The organism is Pseudomonas aegrilactucae, from assembly GCF_019168305.1.
Taxonomy (GTDB): domain Bacteria; phylum Pseudomonadota; class Gammaproteobacteria; order Pseudomonadales; family Pseudomonadaceae; genus Aquipseudomonas; species Aquipseudomonas aegrilactucae.
In genome coordinates, this window is sequence record NZ_JAHTBI010000037.1 from 83,500 (window position 1) to 109,098 (window position 25,599).

Annotated in this window: 19 protein-coding genes and 2 pseudogenes; 9 read left to right on the forward strand and 12 right to left on the reverse strand. The window is 65.5% G+C overall.

Annotated elements, in window-relative coordinates; genetic code table 11:
* Nucleotides 1-201: 201 nt before the first annotated feature.
* The 3 genes and pseudogenes from ptsP to KUO17_RS11135 all read left to right on the forward strand — a co-directional run bounded on the left by ptsP (nucleotide 202) and on the right by KUO17_RS11135 (nucleotide 5,750).
* Nucleotides 202-3,061 (forward strand): annotated as a pseudogene (gene ptsP / locus KUO17_RS11125) (phosphoenolpyruvate--protein phosphotransferase).
* Nucleotides 3,061-4,014, forward strand: a complete 954-nt coding sequence (gene pfkB / locus KUO17_RS11130; RefSeq protein ID WP_217975616.1) for a 1-phosphofructokinase — start codon at nucleotides 3,061-3,063, stop codon at nucleotides 4,012-4,014. Before ptsP ends, pfkB begins: the two are co-directional and overlap by 1 nt.
* Nucleotides 4,011-5,750 carry a PTS fructose-like transporter subunit IIB gene (locus KUO17_RS11135; protein ID WP_217975617.1) on the forward strand — a complete coding sequence of 580 codons (1,740 nt, stop codon included), beginning with the start codon at nucleotides 4,011-4,013 and terminating at the stop codon, nucleotides 5,748-5,750. The genes pfkB and KUO17_RS11135 overlap by 4 nt, the downstream gene beginning before the upstream one ends.
* On the opposite strand, the gene KUO17_RS11140 is transcribed toward KUO17_RS11135, so the two are convergent.
* Complete coding sequence (locus KUO17_RS11140; RefSeq protein WP_217975618.1) at nucleotides 5,751-5,981, reverse strand: DUF3820 family protein; 231 nt, start codon at nucleotides 5,979-5,981, stop codon at nucleotides 5,751-5,753. It abuts the gene before it with no gap.
* A gap of 206 nt (nucleotides 5,982-6,187) precedes the next feature.
* Between KUO17_RS11140 and KUO17_RS11145 the strand changes: the two genes are divergently transcribed.
* Entirely contained in the window at nucleotides 6,188-6,667 is a 480-nt protein-coding gene (locus tag KUO17_RS11145; RefSeq protein WP_217975619.1) for a ferritin-like domain-containing protein, read from the forward strand.
* On the opposite strand, the gene KUO17_RS11150 is transcribed toward KUO17_RS11145, so the two are convergent.
* The 7 genes from KUO17_RS11150 to KUO17_RS11180 form a co-directional block, all read right to left on the reverse strand.
* Complete coding sequence (locus tag KUO17_RS11150) at nucleotides 6,664-8,166, reverse strand: GGDEF domain-containing protein (RefSeq protein WP_217975620.1); 1,503 nt, start codon at nucleotides 8,164-8,166, stop codon at nucleotides 6,664-6,666. The genes KUO17_RS11145 and KUO17_RS11150 overlap by 4 nt on opposite strands.
* Nucleotides 8,167-8,338: 172 nt before the next feature.
* Nucleotides 8,339-9,631 (reverse strand): OprD family porin, encoded by a 1,293-nt coding sequence (locus KUO17_RS11155; RefSeq protein WP_255263532.1) that lies wholly within the window; start codon nucleotides 9,629-9,631, stop codon nucleotides 8,339-8,341.
* Between the two features lie 195 nt (nucleotides 9,632-9,826).
* Nucleotides 9,827-10,048, reverse strand: a complete 222-nt coding sequence (locus tag KUO17_RS11160) for a hypothetical protein (RefSeq protein WP_217975622.1) — start codon at nucleotides 10,046-10,048, stop codon at nucleotides 9,827-9,829.
* 223 nt (nucleotides 10,049-10,271) lie between these two features.
* A complete protein-coding gene (locus KUO17_RS11165; RefSeq protein WP_217975623.1) occupies nucleotides 10,272-11,654 on the reverse strand; it encodes a heavy metal sensor histidine kinase in 1,383 nt (460 codons plus the stop codon).
* Nucleotides 11,629-12,303, reverse strand: a complete 675-nt coding sequence (locus KUO17_RS11170) for a heavy metal response regulator transcription factor (protein ID WP_217975624.1) — start codon at nucleotides 12,301-12,303, stop codon at nucleotides 11,629-11,631. The genes KUO17_RS11165 and KUO17_RS11170 overlap by 26 nt, the downstream gene beginning before the upstream one ends.
* 9 nt (nucleotides 12,304-12,312) lie before the next feature.
* Nucleotides 12,313-15,414 carry a multidrug efflux RND transporter permease subunit gene (locus tag KUO17_RS11175; protein ID WP_217975625.1) on the reverse strand — a complete coding sequence of 1,034 codons (3,102 nt, stop codon included), beginning with the start codon at nucleotides 15,412-15,414 and terminating at the stop codon, nucleotides 12,313-12,315.
* Nucleotides 15,411-16,580: an efflux RND transporter periplasmic adaptor subunit gene (locus KUO17_RS11180; protein ID WP_217975626.1), complete on the reverse strand. Its 1,170-nt coding sequence runs from the start codon at nucleotides 16,578-16,580 to the stop codon at nucleotides 15,411-15,413. Before KUO17_RS11180 ends, KUO17_RS11175 begins: the two co-directional genes overlap by 4 nt.
* 209 nt (nucleotides 16,581-16,789) lie before the next feature.
* On the opposite strand from KUO17_RS11180, the pseudogene KUO17_RS27165 reads away from it, so the two are divergent.
* A pseudogene (locus tag KUO17_RS27165) lies at nucleotides 16,790-17,119 on the forward strand (PAS domain-containing protein); the annotation flags it as partial.
* A gap of 159 nt (nucleotides 17,120-17,278) precedes the next feature.
* Nucleotides 17,279-18,370: a methyl-accepting chemotaxis protein gene (locus KUO17_RS11185; RefSeq protein ID WP_425274849.1), complete on the forward strand. Its 1,092-nt coding sequence runs from the start codon at nucleotides 17,279-17,281 to the stop codon at nucleotides 18,368-18,370.
* Nucleotides 18,371-18,380: 10 nt separating this feature from the next.
* Here KUO17_RS11185 and KUO17_RS11190 read toward each other — a convergent pair whose 3' ends face one another.
* From KUO17_RS11190 to norR, 4 genes are all read right to left on the reverse strand, one after another.
* Nucleotides 18,381-19,142: a YkgJ family cysteine cluster protein gene (locus KUO17_RS11190; protein ID WP_217975628.1), complete on the reverse strand. Its 762-nt coding sequence runs from the start codon at nucleotides 19,140-19,142 to the stop codon at nucleotides 18,381-18,383.
* The gene (locus KUO17_RS11195) at nucleotides 19,121-19,426 is read right to left on the reverse strand and encodes a hypothetical protein (protein ID WP_217975629.1); all 306 of its coding nucleotides are present in this window, start codon (nucleotides 19,424-19,426) and stop codon (nucleotides 19,121-19,123) included. The genes KUO17_RS11190 and KUO17_RS11195 overlap by 22 nt, the downstream gene beginning before the upstream one ends.
* A gap of 179 nt (nucleotides 19,427-19,605) precedes the next feature.
* The gene (locus KUO17_RS11200) at nucleotides 19,606-20,505 is read right to left on the reverse strand and encodes a chemotaxis protein (RefSeq protein ID WP_217975630.1); all 900 of its coding nucleotides are present in this window, start codon (nucleotides 20,503-20,505) and stop codon (nucleotides 19,606-19,608) included.
* A gap of 81 nt (nucleotides 20,506-20,586) precedes the next feature.
* Entirely contained in the window at nucleotides 20,587-22,134 is a 1,548-nt protein-coding gene (gene norR / locus KUO17_RS11205) for a nitric oxide reductase transcriptional regulator NorR (protein ID WP_217975631.1), read from the reverse strand.
* 155 nt (nucleotides 22,135-22,289) lie between these two features.
* On the opposite strand from norR, the gene hmpA reads away from it, so the two are divergent.
* The 3 genes from hmpA to cyoA all read left to right on the forward strand — a co-directional run bounded on the left by hmpA (nucleotide 22,290) and on the right by cyoA (nucleotide 25,599).
* The gene (hmpA, locus tag KUO17_RS11210) at nucleotides 22,290-23,471 is read left to right on the forward strand and encodes an NO-inducible flavohemoprotein (RefSeq protein WP_217975632.1); all 1,182 of its coding nucleotides are present in this window, start codon (nucleotides 22,290-22,292) and stop codon (nucleotides 23,469-23,471) included.
* A gap of 118 nt (nucleotides 23,472-23,589) precedes the next feature.
* Complete coding sequence (locus tag KUO17_RS11215; protein WP_217975633.1) at nucleotides 23,590-24,096, forward strand: disulfide bond formation protein B; 507 nt, start codon at nucleotides 23,590-23,592, stop codon at nucleotides 24,094-24,096.
* Nucleotides 24,097-24,657: 561 nt separating this feature from the next.
* On the forward strand, nucleotides 24,658-25,599 hold the full coding sequence (gene cyoA, locus KUO17_RS11220) for a ubiquinol oxidase subunit II (protein ID WP_217975634.1): 942 nt from the start codon (nucleotides 24,658-24,660) through the stop codon (nucleotides 25,597-25,599).

Here is a 25,599-nt window from a genome sequence, read left to right on the forward strand (position 1 = left end):
CATTGTCGCAATTGTCCGACAAAATGGGGCTTTCATTGTTCGCAGGTTATCGAGTAACGTGCACGCTATTCTAGATTAAACGTTTCAGCAGGCGATTTTTCTGCCGTGGCCGTCGCTTGCGCCGGGATCAGGATCGGGTCCTATGCTGTTAAATTCACAACAATACCTCGGCGCCAGCCCGGCGCTGCAAAGGAGAGGTTCATGCTCGAGCTCACCATAGAGCAGATATCCATGGGCCAGGTGGCTGTGGATAAGTCCGCCGCCTTGCACCTGCTGGCTGAACGTCTGGTCGCCGATGGCCTGGTGGCCGAGGGTTACCTGGCCGGGCTGCAGGCGCGCGAAGCACAGGGTTCGACCTTTCTCGGCCAGGGCATCGCCATCCCCCACGGCACCCCGCAGACCCGCGACCTGGTGTATGCCACCGGGGTCCGTCTGCTGCAGTTCCCCGACGGGGTGGACTGGGGTGACGGGCAGATCGTGTACCTGGCCATCGGCATCGCCGCGCGCTCCGACGAGCACTTGCGCCTGCTGCAGTTGCTGACCCGCGCCCTGGGCGAGACCGACCTGGCCCAGGCACTGCGCCGGGCCGGCAGCGCCGAAGCGCTGCTCAAGCTGCTGCAGGGCGCGCCGCAGGAACTGGCGCTGGATGCGCAGATGATCGGCCTGGGCGTGCCCGCCGAAGATTTCGAAGAGCTGGTGTGGCGTGGCGCCCGCCTGCTGCGCCGCGCCGAGTGCGCCGGCAACGGCTTTGCCGCCGTGCTGCAGCAGGTCGAGGCGTTGCCGCTGGGCGATGGCCTGTGGTGGCTGCATAGCGAACAGACCGTGCGCAAGCCTGGCCTGGCCTTTGTCACCCCACAGCAGCCGCTGCGCTACCTCGGCCAGCCGCTCAACGGGCTGTTCTGTCTGGCCAGCCTGGGCGCGGCGCATCAGGCGCTGCTCGAGCGCCTGTGCACGCTGCTGATCGAAGGCCGTGCGCAGGAACTGTTCCGTGCCACCAGCAGCCGTGCGGTGCTCGAAGTGTTGGGCGGCGAGCTACCGGCCGACTGGCCGAGCGCGCGCATTGGCCTGGCCAACGCGCACGGGCTGCATGCGCGCCCGGCCAAGGTGCTGGCGCAACTGGCCAAGGCGTTCGACGGTGAAGTTCGGGTACGCGTGGTCGACAGCGGCGAAGCGGCGGTGTCGACCAAGAGCCTGAGCAAGTTGCTGAGCCTGGGCGCCCGGCGTGGCCAGGTGCTGGAGTTCATTGCCGAGCCGAGCGTGGCGGATGATGCCCTGCCGGCGTTGCTGGCGGCGGTGCAGGCCGGCCTTGGCGAAGAGGTCGAGGCCTTGGCCCCGGTGGCCGAGGTGGTCGAGCAACTGCTGCCCGAGCCCGTAGTGCTGGCGCCAGTGGCGGGCGCGCAGATCCAGGGCGTGGCGGCGGCGCCTGGTATTGCCAGCGGCCCGGCGCACATCCAGGTCGAGCGCAGCTTCGACTACCCGCTGCGCGGCGAGTCGCCGGTGATCGAGCGCGAGCGTCTGCAACGCGCCTTGAACGCCGTGGGCAGCGAGATCGAGGCACTGATCCAGCGCAGCCAGGCCAAGGCCATTCGCGAGATTTTCATCACCCACCAGGAGATGCTGGCCGACCCCGACCTGGGCGACGAAGTGGAACTGCGCCTGTTGCAGGGCGAAAGCGCACCGGCCGCCTGGATGGCCGTGATCGACGCGGCGGCGCGTCAGCAGGAGGCACTGCATGACGCCCTGCTGGCCGAGCGCGCTGCCGACCTGCGCGACGTGGGCCGGCGCGTGCTGGCCACCCTGTGCGGGGTGGCCGATGTGCCTGAGCCACAGCAGGCCTATGTACTGGTGATGGACGAAGTGGGCCCTTCGGACGTGGCCCGCCTCGACCCTGCGCGGGTTGCCGGGATCCTTACGGCGCGTGGTGGCGCAACCGCCCACAGCGCGATCGTGGCGCGCGCGCTGGGTATTCCTGCGGTGGTCGGTGCCGGTGAGTCGGTGCTGCTGATCGAGCCTGGCACGGCGTTGCTGCTCGATGGCCAGCGCGGCCGTCTGATCGTGGCCCCGGCGCCGGATGAACTGCAGCGGGCCCTGGCCGAACGCGAGCAGCGTGAGCAACGCTTGCAGGCGGCCCAGCTGCGGCGCCTGGAGCCTGCGGTGACGGCTGACGGGCACGCGGTGGAGGTGTTCGCCAACATCGGCGAAAGCGCGGGTATTGCCAAGGTGGTCGACCTGGGTGCCGAAGGCATCGGCCTGCTGCGTACCGAGCTGATCTTCATGGCCCACCCGCAAGTGCCGGATGAGGCCACCCAGGAAGCCGAGTACCGCCGTGTACTCGACGGCCTGGGCGGGCGGCCGCTGGTGGTGCGCACCCTGGACGTGGGGGGGCGACAAGCCATTGCCATACTGGCCGATCGCCAAAGAGGAAAACCCGTTCCTGGGCGTGCGTGGCATCCGCCTGACCCTGCAGCGCCCGCAGATCATGGAAAGCCAGCTGCGTGCACTGCTGCGCGCCGCCGATGACCGGCCGCTGCGCATCATGTTCCCGATGGTCGGCCAGGTGGAGGAGTGGCGTCAGGCCCGCGCCATGGTCGAGCGCCTGCGCCAGGACATCCCGGTCAGCGACCTGCAGGTGGGGATCATGATCGAAGTGCCCTCGGCCGCCCTGCTGGCCCCGGTGCTGGCGCAGGAAGTGGACTTCTTCAGTGTCGGCACCAACGACCTGACCCAGTACACCCTGGCCATCGACCGTGGCCACCCGAGCCTGTCGGCCCAGGCCGACGGCCTGCACCCGGCCGTACTGCAACTGATCGACATCACCGTGCGTGCCGCACATGCCCATGGCAAGTGGGTCGGCATCTGCGGTGAGCTGGCCGCCGACCCGCAGGCGGTACCGGTACTGGTCGGCCTGGGCGTGGACGAACTGAGCGTGGCCGCGCGCAGCATCGCCGAGGTCAAGGCCGAGGTGCGCGGATTGAATTTTGAACAGGCCCGGCAACTGGCGCGCCAGGCGCTGCTGCAGGGCAGTGCCGCCGAGGTGCGTGCCCTGGTGGAGACGCATTGATGGCCCGGATACTCACCCTTACCCTCAACCCGGCGCTGGACCTGACCGTGAGCCTGGACGTGCTGCGCGAGGGGCAGGTCAACCGCAGCCTGGCGCAACACAGCCACGCCGCCGGCAAGGGCCTGAACGTGGCGCAGGTGCTCGCCGACCTCGGCCACAGCGTGACCGTAAGCGGCTTTCTCGGCCAGGACAACCTGCCACCGTTCCAAGCGCTGATGGCCCGTCGCGGCTTTGTCGACTGCTTTGTACGCGTGCCGGGTGAGACGCGCAGCAATATCAAGCTGGTGGAAGATGGCGGGCGCGTCACCGACATCAATGGGGCTGGCCCGCAGGTCGACGAGCAGGCGCAGAGTGCGTTGCTGGCGCGCCTGCAACAGGTCGCGCCAGGGCATGACGCCGTGGTGGTGGCCGGCAGCCTGCCACCGGGGGTCAGCCCGCAATGGTTGCAACTGCTGGTGGCCTGGCTGCGCTCGATGAACCTCAAGGTGGTGCTCGACAGCAGCGGTGCGGCCTTGAGCGCCGGTCTGCAGAGTGCGCCGTGGCTGGTCAAACCCAACACCGACGAACTGTCCGAGGCGCTGGGCCGCCCGGTGCACACCTTTGCCGAGCAGCAGGCCGCCGCCGTGCAACTGATCGCCCAGGGCGTGGAGCATGTGGTGGTGTCGCAGGGCGAGCACGGCGTGATCTGGTTCAGTCGCGATGCGACGTTGCAGGCGCTGCCGCCCAAGGTGGTGGTGGCCAGCACGGTCGGCGCAGGGGATTCGTTGCTGGCCGGCATGCTGCACGGCTTGCTCAGCGGCGAATTGCCGGCGCACACCTTGCGCCGCGCCACCGCCATCGCCGCCCAGGCGGTAACCCAGATCGGTTTTGGCATCAATGACCGGGCGCAACTGGCGCAGCTGGAAGCGGATGTCGTGGTACAGGCCCCGAGTGCACAAGAGGGTAAACAATGAAAATCGCGATCATCACGGCCTGCCCCAACGGCCAGGTGTCGAGCCTGCTCAGCGCGCGTCTGCTGGATGCCGCCGCGCAGCGCCGGGGCTGGAGTACCAGCGTGGAAGTGCACGACGCCGATCACCCCGAACGCCAGCTGTCGGCGGCGGTGATCGCTGCCGCCGACTGGGTGCTGGTGATCAGCACCGGGCCGTTCGACCTGCAGCGGTTTGTCGGCAAGCGCCTGTTCCAGAGCACCCCGGCGCAAGCCCTGCAGGACGTGGAAAGTTTCCTGCGCCTGGCGGCCGAACAGGCCCAGGTGCATCAGCCGTGCGCCGAGGCGCCTGCGCCTGCTGCGGTGCCGGGGGTCAAGAAGATTGTCGCGATCACCGCCTGCCCCACGGGTGTGGCGCATACCTTCATGGCCGCCGAGGCGCTGCAGCAGGCGGCGCAGCAACTGGGCCATCAGTTCACGGTAGAGACCCAGGGCTCGGTAGGCGCGCGCAATCCGTTGAGCGCTAACGCCATCGCCGAGGCCGACGTGGTGCTGCTGGCGGCAGATATCGAGGTGCCCACCGAGCGCTTTGCCGGCAAGCGCATCTACCGCTGCGGTACCGGGATTGCGCTCAAACAGGCGCAGGCCACGCTGACCAAGGCCCTGGCCGAAGGACGCGAGGAGCGTGCCGCCGGCAGTGCCGATGGCGCGCCGGCGCGCAGCGAAAAATCGGGGGTGTACAAGCACCTGCTGACCGGCGTGTCGTTCATGCTGCCGATGGTGGTGGCCGGCGGCCTGCTGATCGCACTGGCGTACATGTTCGGCCTGGAGGCCTACAAGGAACCCGGCACCCTGGCGGCTGCCCTGCACCAGATCGGCGCGGACGCGGCATTCGCCTTGATGGTGCCGTTGCTGGCCGGCTATATCGCCTACTCGATCGCCGACCGGCCGGGCCTGGCCCCCGGCATGATCGGCGGCCTGCTGGCCAGCAGCCTGGGCGCCGGCTTCATTGGTGGGATTGTCGCCGGCTTCGTGGCCGGCTATGCGGCCAAGGCCATCAGCCAGTGGGTGCGCCTGCCCAGCAGCCTGGAGAGCCTCAAGCCGATCCTGATCATCCCGTTGCTGGCGAGCATGTTCACCGGCCTGGTGATGATCTACGTGGTGGGCAAGCCGGTGGCCGGGATGCTTGACGGCCTGACGCAGTTTCTCGACAGCATGGGCACGGCCAACGCGGTGCTGCTGGGCATCCTGCTCGGGGCGATGATGTGCGTGGACCTTGGCGGGCCGGTGAACAAGGCGGCCTATGCGTTCTCGGTGGGCCTGCTGGCCAACCAGAGCATGGCGCCGATGGCCGCGACCATGGCCGCCGGCATGGTGCCGCCGATCGGCCTGGGCATTGCCACCTTCATTGCCCGGCGCAAGTTCGCCCAGAGCGAGCGCGAGGCCGGCAAGGCGGCGCTGGTGCTGGGCATGTGCTTCATTTCCGAGGGCGCGATCCCGTTCGCTGCCAAGGATCCGTTGCGCGTCATCCCGGCCTGCATTGCCGGCGGTGCACTGACCGGGGCACTGTCGATGTACTTCGGCTGCAAGCTGATGTCACCGCACGGCGGGTTGTTCGTGATGCTCATCCCGAATGCCATCAACCACGCGCTGCCGTACCTGTTCGCGATCGCGGCGGGCAGCCTGGTGACGGCGGTGGTCTACGCCGTGCTCAAGCGCAAAGAGGCGGTGGACCTGGCGCTGGAGCCGGCCAAGGCCTGATCAGGGGCGCGGGCGCGGGTGCTTTTTGCGCAGCGGTTCAAGCAGGTCGGCCAGGCCGTTGTGGTCGACCTCGTGCATCAGGGCCAGCAACCCGCCCAGCTCGCCCTTGGGAAAGCCCTGGCGGGCGAACCAGTTCAGGTAGTGGCCGGGCAGGTCGGCGATCAGCCGGCCCTGGTACTTGCCGTAGGGCATTTCACGGGTGACCAGCAGTTCGAGCGATTCGGGGGTCATGGGGCTCAGCGCAAGGTGTTCAGGAAAGCCTGGACGATACATGCAATCTGCATGAAGGCCAAAGGACAGTTCATGCAAAACGCGACCTGCTGAAGGTTCATTTTGTTTTCAGGTTATTGATTTATATGGATATTTTTTAATACAAAAAGCTGGCATGAACACTGCTCTCTTCCTGGGCATCTATCCTCATGCAAAGGAGCACTGTCATGACCACCGATCTGAACAAAGACGTAATCTCGGTTCTGAATGATTTGATCGTGTACAGCAAGGACGGCCAGAAAGGTTTCAAAACGTCGGCCGAGGACGTCAAGGATCCTCAGCTCAAATCCTTTCTCACTCAGCGTGAAGTTGAGTGTGGTAGCGCGGCAGCAGAGTTGCAGGCCCAGGTAAGAGCGCTGGGTGGCGATCCCGAAACCTCCACCAGCGTCAGTGGTGACCTACACCGCGGTTGGGTAGACCTGAAGTCAATGCTGACCGGGAAGGATGAAGAAGCAGTCCTGAACGAAGTTGAGCGTGGAGAGGATCATGCGTTGAAGGCCTACAAGGAAGCGCGCGAAAAACTGGTCAAGTTGGGCTTGGGCATAACAGACGCCTCTTACGTTCTGGTTGAGCGTCAGCTTGGTGGGGTACAAAAGAACCACGATCTGGTCAAAGGCTTGCGCGACGCTGCCCGCGCGCGTTCTTAACCGGCGTAGGTTTCCACGCGGTTGCGTCCGTTGCGTTTGGCGCAATAAAGCGCATCGTCCGCACAGCCCAGCAAGGTCGAGAGATCTTGCTGGGCTTCTGGCGTCAGCATGCCCACGCCGATGCTCACGGTGACGGGCTGCAGGTCTTTGCCAAACGGCGGCAATGCCTCGACGCTGCTGCGAATGCGCTCGGCCAGGGTCAGCACGCCCTTGAGCTCGGTCTCGGGCACGATCACCAGAAATTCCTCCCCGCCATACCGCGCCGCCAGGTCGGCCGGGCGCCGGATGCTGCGTGCGATCGCCGCGGCTACCTGGCGCAAGGCTTCATCCCCGCCCTGATGACCGTGGCGCTCGTTGAACGCCTTGAAGTGGTCCACATCCACCATCAGCACGGCCAATGGACGATGGCTGCGTTGGGCCCGCGCCCATTCGCGGCGCAGCACCTGGTCGAGCTGGCGGCGGTTGGCCAGCCCGGTGAGGCTGTCGGTGGCCGCCAGCGCCGCCAGGCCCTGTTCGGCACTGTGCCGACGGCGCAGTTCGCGCCCCAGCAGCAGCGACAGCCAGAGGATGCCGATGCACAGTACGCCAGTGGCGATACTGACCACCAGCACGGTACGCCGCCACGAGCCGTACACCTCGTCGGAAGACAGCGCCACCACCACCAGCAAGGGCAGGTTGGCCACCTGCGAAAAGGTGTACAGGCGATTCTTGCCGTCCAGGCTGGAGTGAGCGGTGAAACTGCCGCTGCCCATGGCCTGGGCGCGGTTGAAGTTGGCCTGGCCTGACAGGTTGGTGCCGATCAGCGGGTCATCCGGCATGGAGGGGTGGCGCGCGAGCATCACCCCGTCGCTGTTGATCAGGTTGACGCTGCTGTCATGGCCGATCTCCAGGCGCTGGAACAGCTCGCTGAAATAGGTCAGGCGCAGGGCGCCGGCGGCCATCCCGGCAAATCCGCCGTTGGCGTCGTTGATGCGCCGGCTGAAACTGATGCACCAGTCCAGCCCGCCCAGGCGTGCCTTGAACGGCGGGCTGACGACCAGGCCCAGGTCGGGGTCGCTGCGGTGCGCCTGAAACACCGCGCGGTCGGCAAAGTTGGCCTGGCGCGGTACCACGCTGGTGGAGTCGGCGACCACGTTGCCCTCGCGGTCCAGCCACAGGATGTCGCCGCGTACAGGCGCGGTGAATGCCTGGTTGAACAGCACCTGCTGGCGCAGCGGGCCTTTTATGCTCATCAGTTCGGGGCGCTGGATGGCCCAGATCAGGCCTTGCAGCGAGAGGTCGTAGAGTTCGGCGTTGCGCACGATATCGGTTTCGATCAACTGCACGATGTTGCGCGCCGAGCGTGTGGCGGCCTGTTCGGCGTTGGCCCGTTCACGCAGCAGCAGGAAGCTGACAATGGCAACGATAGCCAGAACGGCCAGGCAACTGCCCAGGTTCAGGATCAACTCGGGATGAGTCCTGTACAGGGAAATGCGCTGAGGCGATGGGCGCGAAGGCATGATCGGCGTGTTCGGACCGCTGGCAATAAAGGAGGGATGAGAAGCGGCGGTATTCTAGGTGGGGGCCGATTGTCGGACAAGGTGTTAATGGCGCGCGATGATGTACGGCACGTTGCCGGTTGTTGTAGGCAATGAGCCGCAGGATGCCGGCTCATTGCCATGTTCTACCTGCTCAGAACAGGTTGAGCGGGTATTGCACGATCACGCGGTACTCGTCCACGTCGTTGTCGACCTGCGCGTAACCCTGGGTGCCGCGGTGCGAGGCCCAGCGCAGCAACACGCTGAGGTCCTTGAGGGTGCCCTGCTGGAACACATACGCCAGGTCCATGTCGCGTTCCCAGTGCCGGGCGTTGTCGCCGTCCGCGCTGTACCAGTTGCTGTAGCCGGGGCTGTTGGGGTCGACCTTGCTCAGGTCCAGTTCGCCGCGCGAGTACGACACCGCGCTGGTCAGGCCGGGCAGGCCCAGGCCCTGGAAGTCATAGGTGTACTTGAGTTTCCACGAGCGCTCGCCGGGCCCGTTGAAGTCCGAATACATCTGCGAGTTGTCCAGGTACACGCTGTCGCCCAGGGTGATGTAGTCGAACGGGGTGTTGCCGTTGACCCGCTGGTACACCGCGGTAACGCTGTGGTCGCCGACATTGAGCGCCAGGTGCAGGCTGTAGGTGTTGTTGTCGATACGGCCCAGCAGCGACTCGCCGGTGTCCTGGGTGTGGTAGTAGTGCAGGCCCGGGTTGAGGCTGACCTGCTCGCTCAGTTGCCAGGTGTAGTCCAGGTCGAGGTAGTACTGGTTCCACACGTCCTTGAGTTCGGCAGCGTACAGGCTGCCGGTCAGGCCTTCGCTCGGCGCCCAGGCCGCACCGGCCCAGTTCAGGTGACGGCTTTCGCGGTCATCGGGGAGTGCCCCGTAGGTGGCGCCGATGCGCTTGTGGCCACTCTGGTTGTAGAGCTTGGTGAAGCTCGCCTGGCCGCCTTCCAGCTGCAGGCCTTCGATGCTGGTGTTGGTCAGGCTGACGCCCCGGAAGGTCTGCGGCAGCATGCGCGATTCGCCGCCGGCGATCACCGGGTTGGTGAGGAACAGGTCACCGGCTTTCAGTACGGTGTCGAATGCCTTGAGCTTGACCGCGGCGCCGGCGTTGGAGAACGCGTCAGGGGCCTTGCCCAGTTCATCGTCGGTCTTGTTGTTGTACGGCAGGATGCTGGAGCCAGCGGTGCCGCCACCGCCGTCGAGCTTGAGCCCGAGCATGGCGTGGGCGTCCAGGCCAAAGCCGACGGTGCCTTGGGTGAAACCCGATTCGAACGTGCCGATGAAGCCCTGGCCCCATTCGCGGTTGTCGTGATTGCCACGTTGCAGTTGGTTGCGGTTCAGGTAGTAGTTGCGGCTCAGCACATTGAGGCTGGCGCCTTCGACGAAGCCTTCGGCCTGGACGGGGTCGGCATGGGCCTGCAGCGGCATCGTTGCAGCCATTGCAATGAACAGCGGGGTAAAGCGAACAGCGTGGGTCACCGGTGAAACTCCTTGAGGTGAAAAGTACGAGAGCTCTAAGGGTGCGAAGCGGTGTTTCCCCGCGAGGTCACAGAATCGGTGCTGGTACTTTTCACCCAACCCAGAAAAGCCGCTGATGGGCAGCGGCTTGGCATGGAGCGCAGCGGTTGGCAGCTGTCAGCTGTCCTTGTCGACACTCGTGGCACTTTTCGCGGCGGTCTGCTCCAGACCCTTGGCATGCTGCTGTTGCTGGGCCAGGGCTTGGCGGCCCTGTTGCGCAGCGGCGGCGCGGGCGGCATTCTGGGCCACGAACGCCGGGGATTCCTCGGCCATGGCGAGCGGCGAGAGCAATACGCACGACAGGACGAAAATACTGGCAATACCCCTACTGTTGGACATTTGAAGCTACCTTCTTGCTTAGCAAGCTATCTATTTGGTCCGGGTACGATAGTCTTCGGTGGTGCGTTGAAACAGAGGATATCGGGCAATGCACTGTTGCGTTTCTGGCAACAGTCGAAGCATGCGGTGCGCCTTTCGCTGGCAAGCCAGCTCCCACAGATACTGCGCTGCCCTGACAAACGACACTGTCCCTGTGGGAGCTGGCTTGCCAGCGAAGGGGCACTCAAGTCGGCAACAGCATCCCGAAGGTATTGGCCCCCGCCTGGCTGCGCGCAAACACGCTGCCCCCATGCATCAGCGCAATCGCCTTGACGATGGCCAGCCCCAGCCCATGGTTGCCGGTGGCGCCATGGCTGCGCGCCGCATCCACCCGGTAGAACCGTTCGAACAGGCGCGCCAGATGCTCGCCGTCGATCGCCGGCCCCGGGTTGCTCACCGCAATGCACACCTGCTCGCCCGTCTGCTCGATGCTCACCCGGATCACCTGCTGGCGCGCCGTGTGCTGCACCGCATTGTTGAGCAGGTTGATCAGCGCGCGGCGCATCTGCGCCTTCTCGATCCTGGCCCGCGCATCTCCCCGGACCTCCACCCGTACCTGGGCGTCTTCGAGGATGTAGTCCAGGTAATCCAGGGTGGTCGCCACCTCTTCGGCCAGCGAACTGCTGGTCAGCGCGGTGGCCTTGTTGCCCTGGTCGGCACTGGCCAGGAACAGCATGTCGTTGACGATGCTGCGCAACCGCTCCAGCTCTTCGAGGTTCGATTGCAGTACCTCGAAGTAGTGCTCGGCACTGCGCCCGCGGGTCAGTGCCACCTGGGTCTGGCCGATCAGGTTGGTCAGCGGCGAGCGCAGCTCATGGGCCACATCGGCATTGAACCCCTCCAGCCGCGAGTAGGCCTGGTCGACCCGTTCCAGGGTGGCATTGAAGGCACGGGCGAACTGCTCCAGCTCCGGCGGCAGATCGGCCACGCGCAAGCGCCCGCTCAGGCGTGGCGGGGCCAGTTGCTGCACCTCCATCGACAACGCGCGCAAAGGCCGCAGGCCGATACGCGCCGCCCAGTAGCCCAGCGCCGAAGCCAGCAGCACGCCGACCACCGCCAGGCTGATCAACGCCACCAGCAAGGTGTGCTGGGTGTGCCCGAACGTCTCGGTGTCGATGCCCAGCAGAAAGCGCAGCGGCGGGCGCTGCGCCTGCGCCGGCAGTTCGCTGACCAGCACCTTGTACGGGTAAGGGTGGTTACCCAGGTGCAGGTCGCGCATGCCCACGGGGCCTGCGGCGAAGGCGCGGATGGCAGCGTCCGGCTGGCCGTATTCGTAGTGGGCATCGGGGCTGACCACCCAGAAGCGGATGCGCCGGTCTTCCTCGCCCAGCAGGGTGAGCTTGTTGCTGATCCTGGCCCAATGCTCGGGGGTGCCGTAACGGGTCAGGGCCGATTCGAGCACGCTGTAGCGGGCCGCGAGCTCGGCCTGCGGCAACAGGTCGAGGCTGCGGTCGACCTGCTTGTACAGGGCGCCGCCGATCAGCACGAACACGCCCAGCGCCACCGCACTGAACAGCAGCGCCAGGCGCAGTGCGAGGGCATTAGTGCGCACGGCTTTCCAGTACATAGCCCATGCCTCGGATGGTATGCAGCAGCTTGGCGTCGAATGGCCCGTCGAGCTTGGCGCGCAAGCGCTTGATCGCGACTTCGACGACGTTGGCGTCGCTGTCGAAATTGATGTCCCACACCAGCTCCGCGATCGCGGTCTTGGACAGGATCTCGCCCTGGCGCCGGGCCAGCACGCTGAGCAGCGAGAACTCCTTGGCGGTCAGGTCCAGGCGCTGGCCGGCGCGGCTGGCCTTGCGGCTGATCAGGTCGACCCACAGGTCTGCGACCTGGATCTGCACCGGTTCGTGGCCGCCACTGCGCCGGGTCAGGGCCTGCAGGCGCGCCACCAGTTCGAGAAACGAGAAGGGCTTGCCCAGGTAGTCGTCGGCCCCTTCGCGCAGCCCATGAATGCGGTCTTCGACGCGCTCGCGGGCGGTCAGCATGATCACCGGCGTCTGCTTGCGCGCACGCAGGGCGCGCAGCACGCCATAGCCGTCCAGGCCCGGCAGCATCACGTCGAGCACGATCACCGAGTAGTCGCCTTCCAGCGCCAGGTGCAGGCCTTCGATGCCGTCCGGTGCCAGGTCCACGGTAAAGCCCTGTTCGGTCAGGCCGCGGTGCAGGTAGTCGGCGGTCTTCTGTTCGTCTTCGATAATCAGCACGCGCATGGTCGGCTCTCAGTTCTCAATCGGCCGGGCCGCCGTAGCGGCTGCCTGGCGGCGGTGGAACAGGCGTTCCAGGGCCAAGTATATGACCGGGGTGGTGAACAGTGTCAGCGCCTGGCTGACCAGCAGCCCGCCGACCACGGCAATCCCCAGCGGCTGGCGCAGCTCGGCGCCGGCGCCGGCACCGAGCATCAGCGGCACGGCGCCCAGCAGGGCGGCCAGGGTGGTCATGATGATCGGCCGAAACCGCGTCAGGCAGGCCTCGTGGATCGCCGCCTGTGGCGACAGGCCGCGGCTGCGCTGGGCGTCCAGGGCGAAGTCGATGAGCAGGATGCCGTTCTTCTTGACGATACCGATCAGCAGCACCACGCCGATCAGGCCCATGATGGTGAAATCCTGGCCCATCAGCCACAGCAGCGCCAGCGCGCCCAGGCCGGCCGAGGGCAGGGTGGAGATGATGGTCAGGGGGTGCACGAAGCTCTCGTACAGCACGCCCAGGATGATGTACACCGCCACCAGCGCGGCCAGGATCAGCCACGGCTGGCTCGACAGCGAACGCTGGAACGCCTGCGCTGCGCCCTGGAAGGTGCCGCTGATCGAAGCCGGCATGCCCAGCTCGCGCTGGGTGCGCTCCAGGATGCTCACCGCGTCGCCCAGCGCCACGCCTGGCGCCAGGTTGAACGACAGGTTGGCGGCCGGGAACAGCCCGTCATGGCTGATCGACAACGGCCCGGTGCTCGGTGCAGCAACCTTTGCCAGCGCCGCCAGCGGCACCATCTCGCCACTGAGCGGGGAGCGCAGGTAGAAGTAGTTGAGGCTTTCGGCCTTGCCGCGCTGGCGGGCGTCGAGTTCGAGGATCACCTTGTACTGGTTGGTTTCGGTCTGGAATTCGCTGATCTGGCGCTGGCCGAAGGCGTCGTACAGCGCCTGGTCGACGTCGGTGGTGGTCAGCCCGAAGCGCGCTGCGGCCTGGCGGTCGATGTCGATGCGGGTGACGCTGGCGCCCAGTTGCAGGTCGTTGGACAGGTCGCGAAACGCCGGGTTGGCGCGCAGGCGCTCGGTCAGGCGTTCGGTCCACAGGTTCAGCGCCGCGCCGTCGTTGCTCTTGAGCACGTACTGGTACTGGCTGCGGCTGGGGCCTGAGCTGAGATTGATGTCCTGCCCGGCGCGCAGGTACAGCACCATGCCCGGTACCTGGGCGACCTTGGGGCGCAGCCGGTCGATGAATTCGCTGGCCGACACGTCACGCTGGCCGGGGGCCTTGAGGGCGATCCAGAAGCGCCCGTTGGCAATGGTCTGGTTGCTGCCGGTGACGCCCACCGAGTGCGAGAACGCACGCACTGCCGGGTCGGCCTCGATGATTTTGGCGAGTGCCTGGTGCTTGCGGATCATGTCCGGGTAGGACACGTCGGCCGCAGCCTCCGTGGTGCCGAGGATGAACCCGGTGTCCTGCACCGGGAAGAATCCCTTGGGGATTGCCACGTAGCCGCCGACGGCCAGCGCCAGGGTCAGGCCGAACAGCCCGAGCATCAGCCGCTGGTGTGCCAGGGCCTTGACCAGCAGGCGCGCGTAGCCGGCCAGCAGGCGTTCGCCAAAGGTCGGTGCCGCGTGCTCGGGGTGCTGCGGGCGGCGCATGAACAGCGCGCACAGCGTGGGCGCCAGGGTCAGTGAGACCACCACCGAGATCAGGATGGTGGAGGTCGCGGTCAGCGCGAACTCCTTGAACAGGCGCCCGACCACACCGCCCATGAACAGCAGCGGAATGAACGCGGCCACCAGCGAGAAGCTGATCGAGATGACGGTGAAGCCGATCTCGCCCGCACCCTTGATCGCAGCCTCGCGGCTGCTGTCGCCGGCTTCCAGGTGACGGTGGATGTTTTCCACCACCACGATCGCATCGTCCACCACGAAGCCGACGGCGATGACGATGGCCACCAGGGTGAGGTTGTTCAGGCTGAAGCCGAACAGGTACATCAGCGCAAAGGTCGCCACCAGCGACACCGCCAGCACGCTGGAGACGATCAGTGTCGCCGACCACTGGCGCAGGAACAGCGCCATCACCGCAATCACCAGCAGCACGGCGATCAGCAGGGTCAGCTCCACCTCGTGCAGCGAGGCGCGGATGGTCTGGGTGCGGTCGTTGAGCACCGACACCTGTACCGCCGCCGGCAGCCTCTCTTCCAGGTGCGGCAGCGCCTCCATCACGCGGTCGACGGTGTCGACGATATTCGCCCCGGGCTGGCGGAACACCACCAGGTTCAGCCCCGGCTGGTGACCCGACCAGGCCTGCACATAGGCGTTCTCGGCGCCATTGATGACCGTGGCCACGTCCTTGAGGTGCACCGGCGCGCCGTCGCGGTAGGCGACGATCAGTTGCGCGTATTGCTCGGGGTGGAACAGCTGGTCGTTGGTGGCCAGGGTGGACACGCTGTGCTGGCCATACAGCGCGCCCTTGGCCAGGTTCAGGCTGGTCTGCTGGATGGACTGGCGCAGGTCGGCCAGGGTCAGGCCGATGGCCGCGAGTTTCTCCGGCTGGGCCTGCACGCGAATCGCCGGGCGCTGCTGGCCGGTGATGTTGACCAGGCCCACCCCGTCGATCTGGCTGAGCTGGCGCGCCAGCAGGGTTTCGGCATAGTCGCTGAGTTCGTTGGCCGGCATCTGCGCGGAACTGACGGTCATGATCAGCACCGGGCTGTCGGCCGGGTTGACCTTGCGCCAGGTCGGCAGGCTGGGCATGTCCTGCGGCAGGCGCGAAGACGCGGTGTTGATCGCGGCCTGGACTTCCTGGGCCGCGGTGTCGATGTTCTTGTCCAGGGTGAACTGCAGGATCAGGCTGGTGGAGCCCAGTGCACTGCTGGAGGTCATCTGGGTCATGCCGGGGATGGCGCTGAACTGCACCTCCAGCGGAGTGGCCACCGACGAGGCCATGGTTTCGGGGCTGGCGCCGGGTAACTGGGCGCTGACCTGGAGGGTCGGGAAGTCCGCCTCGGGCAAGGGCGCCACCGGCAACTGAGGGAATGCCACCACGCCCAGCAGCACCAGGGCGAAGGTCAGCAGCAGGGTCGCGACGGGGCGGTCGATGCACCATGCACTGATCGAGCTGCGCCCGTTCATGGCTGCGCTCCGGTGCGGGCGACCTCTTCAGTGGCCGGCGGGGTGGCCAGCACCTCGACCCGCGCGCCGGGCTTGAGGCGCGATTGCCCGTCGGCCACCAGCGTGTCGTCCACCGTCACGCCGCTGATCACGTTGAGGTTGCTGTCCTGGTACAGCACCTTGACCGGCACCGAGGCGACCTTGTCGCCCTCGACCCGGTACACGAAATGTTGCTCGACGCCGCGCTGCACCACTCCCGGCGGTACCACCAGCGCATTGCGTTCGATACGGGTCTGGATCTTCAGGCTGACCAGCTGCCCCGGCCACAGGCGTGCCTGCTCATTGGCGAACAGCGCCTTGGCGCGCAGGGTGCCGGTGCTGGCGGCGATCTGGTTGTCGATCAGGCTCAGGTGGCCTTCGCCCAGCAACAGCCCGCCGCTGTCGCCGTCGCCATCAAGGTAGGCCTTGATCGGTGCCGGCTGCGCCTGGGCGACCAGCGCCTGCAAGGTCGGTAGCCATTGCTGCGGCAGCGCGAACTCCACGGCGATCGGGTTGATCTGGGTGACGCTGAACAGCCCCTGGGTGTCGCTGGTGCGCACCAGGTTGCCTTCGTCGACGTTGCGAATGCCGACCCGGCCGGTGACCGGGGAGCGGATCTGGGTATACGACAGTTGCACCTGGGCGGCGGCAATCGCGGCCTGGTTGCCGAGAATGCCAGCCTTGAGCTGGTTGACCAGCGCCTGCTGCTGGTCGAGGGTCTGGCGCGAGATGCCGTTGTCTTCACTGAGCAGGCGGTAGCGCTTGAGGTCGACTTCGGCCACCTGCTGCTGCGCCTGGCTCTGGCCCAGCTGGGCACGCGCCTGGTCGAGGCTGGCGCGGATGCTGCGATCATCCAGGGTGGCCAGCAGCTCGCCCTTGTTCACCCACTGGCCTTCCTTGACCAGCAAGCGGGTCAGCACGCCTTCGAGCTGCGGTCGGATCACCACGCTGTGCAGTGACTGCACAGCGCCGATGGCGCTCAGGTAATGCGGCACGTCCTGCTGGCGCACCTTGATCACGGTGACCGGTACCGCGCGCGGTGTGGCGGGCTGGCTGACCTTGGGCCGCCCCAGCATCAGGTACAGCGCCAGGCCCACGGCCAGCGCGACCAGGCCGAACAAAACCACTCGTGAGCTAGAAATTCGCATGCGTGCAGGGCGCCAGAACAGGAAAGAGAGGGCTGTCAGCAGTTTATAGCCGTTGCTGCAGGTCAGCAGCGTGACCGCTACCTGTCCGCACTGTCAGCAACCAATGGCCAAGTGCCAATAGTCTGCCCTGGATCAAGGTTTTACTGAATGTTGCGCCGTAGAGTCTCAGCCCCTGCCGATCTTCCACCTATAAAAACGCGAGCGCTTCGATGAAGAGCAATCTGCCTGTGACCGGCCGCAATGTAGATTATCCCGCTGACGCCAATATCCTCTCGACCACCGACCTGACCAGTGCGCTCACCTACGCCAACGATGACTTTCTCAAGGTCAGCGGCTTCACGCGTGAAGAGCTGATCGGTAGCCCGCACCACATCGTGCGCCACCCGGACATGCCGCCCCAGGCCTTCGCGCAGATGTGGCAGACGCTCAAGGCCGGACGGTCATGGATGGGCCTGGTGAAGAACCGCTGCAAGAATGGCGACCATTACTGGGTCAGTGCCTTTGTTTCGCCGGTCACCAGCGTCGGGCAGACGGTGGAATACCAGTCGGTGCGTACCAAGCCCGGCGCCGCCCTGGTCGAAGCGGCAGAGCGTTGCTATGCGCGGCTGCGCAGCGGCCGTGCAGCGTGGTGGCAGCGCCTGCCGGTGCCTGGCCTGGCCGTGCAACTGGGCCTTGGGGTCGGTCTGGTGCTGGCGGCGGTGCTGGGCACCAGCCGGCTGTTGTTGCCGCCAGTGCCACTGCAGGGGTTGCTGGAACTGGTGGTGGCCGGTGGGCTCAGCGCGCTGCTGATCGCGATTTTGCTGCGGCCTTTCGAACAACTGCGCCAGCGGGCCCAGGCCATTGCCGACAACCCCTTGAGCCAGCAGTTGTATACCGGCAAGCGTGGTGCCGTGGGCCAGGTGGAGTTTGCCCTGTTGATGCTCGAAGCCCAGTTGGGCGCGGTGGTGGGGCGCATTGGCGATACCTCGCAGCGCCTGGCCGGGCATACCGCAGAGCTGGCCTGTCACCTGCAGACCAGCCATACCACTACCCTGGGCCAGCAGGGCGAGGCCGACCAGGTGGCTGCGGCGATCAACCAGATGACGGCCAGCGTGGCCGAGGTGGCCAACAGCGCGCAGCAGGCCAGCGAGGCCGCCGAGCACGCCGAAGGCGCGACCCAGACCGGCCATCAACTGGTGGACCAGAGCCGCAGCAGCATTCTGGAACTGGCCGGCGCGCTGGCCGCGGCCACCGAGGTTGTGCACACGCTGGAAGGGCACAGCACGGAAATTTCCGGGGTGCTGTCGGTTATCCACAGCATCGCCGAGCAGACCAACCTGCTGGCGCTCAATGCGGCCATCGAGGCGGCGCGGGCGGGGGATCAGGGGCGTGGTTTCGCCGTGGTGGCCGACGAGGTGCGTGGCCTTGCCCAGCGCACGGCGCAGTCCACCGGTGAGATCCAGCGCATGATCAGTGCATTGCAGCGCGGTGCACGCGATGCGGTGCACGCCATGCAGGAAAGCCGCGAGCACGCCGGGCAGAGCGTGGACCAGGCGCAACTGGCGTCCAGTGCGCTGGACGGTATCAGCCAGCGGGTCAACCAGATCAGCGAGATGAGCCTGCAGATTGCCGCTGCGGTGGAGCAGCAGAGCCTGGTCAGCGAAGACATCAACCGCAACATCATCAGCATCCGCCAGGCCAGTGAGCACAGTGTGCTAGCTGGCCAGCAAGGGCATGCCACTGCCAGTGACGTGGCGGGGCTGGCCGAAGACCTGCGCCGCCTGGCCGAGGAGTTCTGGCAGCGCCGCTAGGCGGCGCGGCTCAGAAGGCGATGAAGCTGTAGTGGCTGGCGGGGGTGCTGCACACCTGGGCGCCGGCCTGCTGCAATGATGCGACCAAGGTGGGCTCGACCACGTGCAGGGCCCAGGGCGCCAGCGCGTCGTCGCCCGGGGCGAGGAGGGCGGCGTGCAGGGCGTGGGTGTCGGGCAGGTACGCGGTGAAGCCGTTGCCCTTGAGTGCGCTGGTGGTGATGCCCAGTTGCTGGCAGATCAGCGCCTTGCTGTGGATGTCCTCGCGGTCGGCCTGGCGTGAGCGCTCGATCAGTTCGGCGAGCTGACGGTCCATCAGTTGGCTGCCGTGGATCAGCACCGGGCCGCGCTGCCAGGCTTCGTCGGGGCAGTCCTTGGCGTCGGGGCGCAGTGGAATGTGCGGGTTGATTTCCATCGGGTAGATGCGGCACACCAGCGGGCGGCGTTCATAGATGCGGCACAGGTTGTCGGCATCCAGGTTGCGGCAGGCGCCGGGGTTGAACGCGGCGAAGGTGATGGCTACATGGGCCTGGGTGCTGCCGCAGGGCACGGCGCAGGCGCGGCGCAGGGCGTGCTCGCGCTGTTCGGCGGGCAGGCCCAGGCCGTTGGCCAGGAAGGCTTCGACCAGCACGATCACCTGGCCGCCGTCAGCGACCCATTGGCGGGCCTCGTCCAGGGTCAGGGGCACGTGGTGGCCGTTGCAGCATTTGCCGCAGCCGGTGCAATCGAACTGGATGGAGGTTGCAGCGTTGTTCACGGTTTGATGGGTATCCATTCGGTGACGAAGGCGGTTTTACGCTGTTTGTCGAACAGACAGAGTTCGGTACCTTGCTGGTTTTTCATGTGTTTTTGCGGGTAGTGGCCGCTGACCAGCAGGGCGCTATAGCCGACGCGGTCGTCGAATTCGGCGGGGGTGCTGGCGGGTTTTGCGTCCTTGAACTGGCTGGCGGCCAGGCAGGCTTTGGTCAGGGCCTTGTCGTGGTCGGCCCAGGCTTGCTCGCTGGCGGCGTGGGCGCCGAGGCTGAACAGGGCCAGCAGGCTGAAGATCAGGGTTTTCATGGCGGGCGACTCCGGGAGACAGGTCGCTGATTATGCCAGAGCCGTGATTTTTGCAGCAGCGGTAGCGTTTCCGCGTTTGTCAGGGCCCTTCGTCCTGCAGGGGATTCCCTCAACTCTTGTTGACGGACCACCATGGCCTGCAGGATCGGCGTTGTCAGCCTTGGTCGTTCGCCCCAGCCTCAGTGCTCCGCATACGCCACAGTACGTGCCGCCACGATCAGGCAATCGGTCAGGTCCGGCGACGAGAATTTGGTCAGCACCGCATTGGCACCCGCCAACTTGGCCTTCTCGCTGTTCATCGCACTGTCCAGCGAGGTGTGCAACAACACATATAGATGCTGGAAGTCCGGCGTCTCGCGCAAGGTCCGCGTAAACGCATAACCATCCATCTCGGACATTTCGATGTCCGACACCACCACGTTGATCTCCTGGTCGGTGCCCTGCAGCTCCAGCAAGGTGTTGATCGCGTCCTTGGCGCTGCGTGCGGTATGGCACTCCAGCCCCAGCCCGCGCAAGGTGTGCACCGACTGCTGCAGCGCCACATGGCTGTCATCCACCACCAGGATGTTGGTGGCCTGCAGCACCGCTGCATCCTCGGCGCTGAGTTCGCTGGTGTGCATCTCGCGCGGTGGCGGCGCGATGCCGTGGATGACCTTTTCGATGTCCAGCACCTGCACCAGCGTGCCGTCCACCTGGGTTACCCCGGTGATGAACGCCCTGCTGCTCGACCCATAGGGCGGCGGCTTGATGTCGGTGCTCAGGCAATGCACGATCTTGCTCACGGCCTGCACATGCAGGCCCTGCTTGGTACGGCTGATGTCGGTGACGATCAGGCAGCCACCATTGGGGTCTTCCAGCGGCCGCTCGCCGATGGCCCGCGACAGGTCGATCACCGACAGCGAGTTGCCACGCAAGGTGGCCACGCCTTTGACGTGCGGGTGCGACTCCGGCAGCTTGGTCAAGGGCGGGCAAGGGATGATCTCGCTGACCTTGAGCAGGTTGATTGCCATCAGCTTGCCGCTGCGCAAGGTGAACAACAGCAGCGACAGCGAGTCGGCGCGGGCATTTTGCGAGGCCATAGGCACCTTCAGGGCAAATAGAACACGGGAGATGCCGGGTTATCGACCCGACCACGCCAGGCTTTAATCCGGCGCTGCACTTCAGCGTAGCCCCAGTCGCCGTGCCAGGCGACTGAGGTTGGCACGGTCCAGTCCAAGCTCGCGTGCAGCGCTGGCCCAATTGTGCTGATGGCGCGCCAGGCACGCCTCGATCAGTTGGCGCTGATACAGCTCCAGCGCCTGGCGCAGGTCGCCCGAAACCGCCGGCGTCAGCGGCGCGACAGCGCTGGTGGGCGCCACGGGGCCTGCGCCCGGCAGGTCGAAGTCGCGGGCGTCCAGGGTAAGGATCTTCGGCCGTTCGCGGTGCTGGCCCAGCGCCTTGAGCGAGGAACGCCCGATCAGGTGCTCCAGTTCGCGCACATTGCCAGGCCATGCATATGCCAGCAGCGCGGCCTGGGCCGCAGCGCTCAGGCGCAGGCTGTTGAGGCCCATGCGCGAGCGGTTCTGCTCCAGGAAGTAGCCACTGAGCAGCAATACGTCGCGCCCGCGCTCGCGCAGCGCCGGCACCCGCAGCGGGTACACGCTCAGGCGGTGGTAGACGTCGGCGCGGTAACGCCCGGCGCGCACCTCTTCGGCCAGGTCGCGGTTGGTCGCGGCAATCAGGCGCACGTCGACCTGATGCTCCTGGTCAGAGCCCAGGCGCTGCAATTGCCCGCTTTGCAGCACGCGCAGCAGCTTGGCCTGCACGCTCAGCGACAGCTCGCCCACCTCGTCGAGGAACAGCGTGCCGCCGTTGGCCAGTTCGAACTTGCCGCGGCGCTCGCCGACCGCGCCAGTGAAGGCGCCGCGCACGTGGCCGAACAGTTCGCTCTCGACCAGGGTGTCGGGCAACGCGGCGCAGTTGAGGCTGATCATCGGCTTGTCGGCGCGGGTCGAGGTCTGGTGGATGGCCTGGGCCACCAGTTCCTTGCCCACGCCGGTTTCGCCGGTGATCAGCACGGTCAGGTCGCTGCCGGCCACCAGGCGGATCTCTTCGAGCAGGTGCTTGTGGGCCTGGCTCTGGCCGATCAGTTCCTGGTGCTGCTGGCCGCTGGCCTGGCGGTAGATTTCGGCACGCTGGTGCTCATCTTCGGCGCGCAGGGCCAGGCGTTCGATGCGCCGGGCCACGTTGACCGTGGCAGCGGCCAGGCTGGCGAAGGCCTGCAGGGCGTCCAGCTCGACCTGCTGGAAGCGCTCCGGGTCCAGCGCATCCAGGGTGATCAGGCCCCACGGGCGTTCGTCCACGAACAGCGGGCAGCCCATGCAGTCATGCACCTCCAGGTGCGGGTGCAGGCCTTCGACCAGGCCGTCGTACGGGTCGGGCAGCTCGCTGTCGCTGGCAAAGCGGGTGGGTTCGGCGCGGCTGAGCAGTGCTTCGAAGCGCGGGTGTTCGCTGACCTTGAAGCGCCTGCCCAGCGTATCGGCGCTCAGCCCGTCCACTGCCAGCGGCACCAGCCATTCACCCTCCAGGCGCAGCAGGGCGGCCGCATCGCACGGCAGCAGGGCGCGCATGGCTTCGAGCAGGCGCCGGTAGCGCTCGCGTTCGGGCAGCTCGCGGGACAGGTCGCTGACCAGGGGCAGCAGGGCAGTAAGCAGAGGTTTTGCGGTCATTTTGACTCCTTGGAGTCATTATGACTCTAGCAGGCCTGTGGTCATTGTGACTCTTTTGTTTTTAAGTTATTGATTTTTAAGCAATAAATTATTGGCATGAAACATGAAATAGCCAAGGCAGTTCATCTAGAAGCCAAAGGCCCAGGAGTTCACCCATGCTCAATGCCCAAGACCGTGCGATCGTCAAAGCCACCGTGCCCCTGCTGGAAAGCGGCGGCGAAGCGCTGACCACGCATTTCTACAAGCTGATGCTCAGCGAGTACCCCGAGGTGCGCCCGCTGTTCAATCAGGCCAACCAGGCCAGCGGCGACCAGCCGCGTGCGCTGGCCAATGGCGTGCTGATGTATGCGCGGCACATCGACCAGCTCGAGCAACTGGGCGGCCTGGTGGGGCAGATCATCAACAAGCATGTGGCCTTGCAGATCCTGCCCGAGCACTACCCGATCGTGGGTACCTGCCTGTTGCGCGCGATCGAAGAGGTGCTGGGCAAGGACATCGCCACCCCTGAAGTGATCGCGGCCTGGGGCGCGGCCTACCAGCAACTGGCCGATATCCTGATCGGCGCCGAGGAGGGCATGTACCAGCAGAAGGCCGAGGCCGTGGGCGGCTGGCGCGGGGCGCGCGGGTTCCGCCTGACGGCGCGGGTGCAGGAGAGCAGCGAGATCGTCTCGTTCCACTTCGCCCCGGTCGATGGCGGCCCGATCCTCCAGGCCGAGCCTGGCCAGTACCTGGGGCTGCAGGTGTTCATCGAGGGTGAGGAGCACCGGCGCAACTATTCGCTGTCGGCGCTGAGCGACGCGGGTGAGTACCGCATCAGCGTCAAGCACGAGGCCGGCGGCAAGGTGTCCCGCTTCCTGCATGAGCACCTGCAGGTGGGCGATACGCTGAACCTGTTCCCGCCTGCCGGCGATTTCACCCTGAGCGCCAGCGACAAGCCGCTGGTGTTGATCAGTGGCGGGGTAGGCATTACGCCGACCCTGGCGATGCTGGATGCTGCACTGGCCAGCGGGCGCCAGGTGCATTTCATCCACTGCGCGCGCAATGGGGCGGTGCATGCGTTCCGCGACTGGGTCGACCAGCGTGCGGCGGGTCATCCGCAGCTCAAGCGCTTCTACTGCTATGACGAGGATGACGGGGTGAGCCCGCCGGCCGATGCCGTGGGCCTGCTGAGCATGGACCAGTTGGGGCAGTGGTTGCCGGTCGAGCGTGACCTGGACGCGTACTTCCTCGGGCCCAAGGGCTTCATGGCAGTGGTCAAGCGCCACCTCAAGGGATTGGGCGTGCCCGAGCAGCAGAGCCGCTACGAGTTCTTCGGACCGGCTGCCAGCCTCGAGTAAAGGCGAAGCGTTTGACCTTAATCCTCGTTTAATCGGTTTATCCTTCACTCCCAGTGGTCAGGGTCGGTGTGTAGAATTGCGCCCTGGCTTGAGCCACCTACTAGTGAAGGAAACGGGAATGAACGAGCAAACGCAGCGCCTGAATCGGGAACGGCGCTTTCTGGTACTGCTGGGCGCCATCTGCCTGGCCCTGATCGGCGGCGCCCTGTACATGCAGGTCGTGCTCGGCGAAGCCCCCTGCCCGCTGTGCATCCTGCAACGCTACGCACTGCTGTTCATCGCCCTGTTCGCCTTCATCGGCGCCGCCATGCCAGGGCGTCGCAGCCTGACGCTGTTCGAAGGGCTGGTGGTGCTCAGCGCCTTCGGCGGCATCGCAGCGGCCGGCAACCATGTCTATATCCTCGCCAACCCGGCCGTCAGTTGCGGTATCGATACCCTGCAGCCGATCGTCGACGGCCTGCCGCTGGCCTCGGTGCTGCCGCTGGTATTCCAGGTCGATGGCTTCTGTTCCACGCCGTATCCGCCGGTGCTGGGGTTGTCGCTGGCGCAGTGGGCACTGGTGGCGTTTGTGCTGACGGCCGTGCTGGTGCCGCTGGGGATCGTGCGCAATCGTCGTCGTGGTTAGACAAAAGTCCTGTGTTCAAGCAAGCGCGCAGCGCTTCGGAATTTTCTGCGGATGTCGCGCAAGGGTTGATCTGAATCAAGGTGCGAGCCTTGCTGTACGGGCGTTTCAGGTCTATAGCCGGGGGTGCGACAAACTGTCGCGAAACTGATTTTGAAGGGTTGATTGTTACACATCCTGTAAAGGACTGTTGCTCAATAAGTCATAGTCACAGCCAGGTTACGTCACTACAATCGCCCCCAATTTCCGTTCGGCACCGCTTGCGAGTCGCAGGATTAAAGGAGCTCCGGCCCCTTTCGTGACTCTGACGAGCATCGCCTGCGGCGATGCCGGGCTGACCCCCCTCCCGTGATTTCCCGCACCAAATGGATTGGTCCGTGTACAGGCCCGATTGCCTACGAAGTCAGAATAATAAGCACCGTTCTACACCGGTTCTGCCGAGCAGCCGCAGCTGAATTCCGGCGTGACCGTATTCGATCCCATAAATGCTGACGCTTGGCAGGACGAAGTGTTGGCGACCAAAACACAAATTGCATTGAAGCAAGCTGCTCTAGAGGTCGTGAGATGAGTAAAAAGCGTTACCCCAGACTGTTTGGCATTCTGCCCTTTTTAGGCATGCTTTTACTCAGTGGGTGCAACTGGACCCTGCTCGACCCGAAGGGCCAGGTCGGCATTGAGCAAAGGAACCTGATCCTGATCGCTACCGGCCTGATGTTGCTGGTGGTGATTCCTGTCATTTTCATGACGATCGCGTTCGCCTGGAAATACCGGGCCTCCAACAAGGCTGCCACCTACACCCCCGACTGGTCGCACTCGACCAAGATCGAAGTGGCCGTATGGACCATCCCGGTGCTGATCATCATCGCCCTGGGTTACGTCACCTACATCTCCACCCACAAGCTTGACCCGTACCGTCCACTGGATTCCGACGTGAAGCCGGTGCAGATCGACGTGGTCGCGCTGGACTGGAAGTGGCTGTTCATCTACCCGGAACAGGGCATTGCCACGGTCAACAAGATCGTCTTCCCGGCCAATACCCCGGTCAACTTCCGCGTGACCTCCGACGCCGTGATGAACTCGTTCTTCATCCCGGGCCTGGGCGGCCAGATCTACGCGATGGCGGGCATGACCACCAAGCTGCACCTGATTGCCAACGAGAACGCCGAGTTCGACGGGATCTCCGCCAACTACAGCGGTGCCGGTTTCACCGGTATGAAGTTCAAGGCCATCGCCACCTCCCAGGCCGATTTCGAGGCATGGGTCAGCGAAGTCAAGCAGTCGCCGAATCAACTGGACAAGGCTACCTACGAAGCCCTGACCAAACCTAGCGAAAACAACCCGGTTGCGCTCTACAGCGTTGCCCCGGAAAACATGTTCCAGTCCATCGTCGACAAGTACGAAGGCATGAACCGTGGCAAGCCGGTGGTGCACGAGAAGAAAGAGCACAAAGAAGCGGCCGAAGGGATGGACGTGAGTATGCATTCAGCTGCTGGGGCAGAGGAGTAA